Source organism: Agromyces binzhouensis (genome assembly GCF_004135055.1).
In the GTDB taxonomy this organism is placed as follows: Bacteria; Actinomycetota; Actinomycetes; order Actinomycetales; family Microbacteriaceae; genus Agromyces; species Agromyces binzhouensis.
Map to the genome: position 1 here is coordinate 1 of NZ_SDPL01000838.1, position 506 is coordinate 506.

The 506-nt window shown below is 77.5% G+C and carries 2 protein-coding genes; both read right to left on the minus strand.

Annotated features, from left to right (window positions below; genetic code table 11):
• The coding region (locus ESO86_RS18450; RefSeq protein ID WP_165308468.1) for a hypothetical protein at positions 1-212 on the minus strand (212 nt) is incomplete at its 3' end.
• 7 nt (positions 213-219) lie between these two features.
• On the minus strand, positions 220-506 hold a 287-nt coding region (locus ESO86_RS18455), incomplete at its 5' end, for a hypothetical protein (RefSeq protein ID WP_207207241.1).

Here is a 506-nt window from a genome sequence, read left to right on the forward strand (position 1 = left end):
CGGCCCCCTGCGATCGCGCCGTCGCCGGGCACGGCGATCGCGACGACCCAGTCGGCGGACGGGGGCGCGAGCCACCCCGTGAACCCGAGGTCGTGGAGCGCCGCCTGCACGGCGTCGCGCGAGGCGGCCGAGGCCGGCACGATCAGCGCGGCGTACGTGTCGCCGCCGGGCTGGTCGGATTCGCCGGGCACGCCGGGGACGGGGAGGGTCATGCCCCGATCATCCCGCAGCGGGGGCGTCGCCGTCAGCCCCGCGGCCGGAGCGATCGGCCCGTTCGGCGAGGAGCTCGAACACGAGGGCCTGCTCCGGGGCGAGCAACGGCATCGGCAGCCCGACCTCGGCGAGCACGCGCCCGGGCAGGCGCGCCGTGCCGTGCGCGAACCACGGCGGGTCGGCGTCCTGGATCGTCCGCACGGGCCCGAGGTCGATGCGGCGCACGAGGTACTCGGCGTCGCATCGTCCGCACGGGCCCGAGGTCGATGCGGCGCACGAGGTACTCGGCGTCG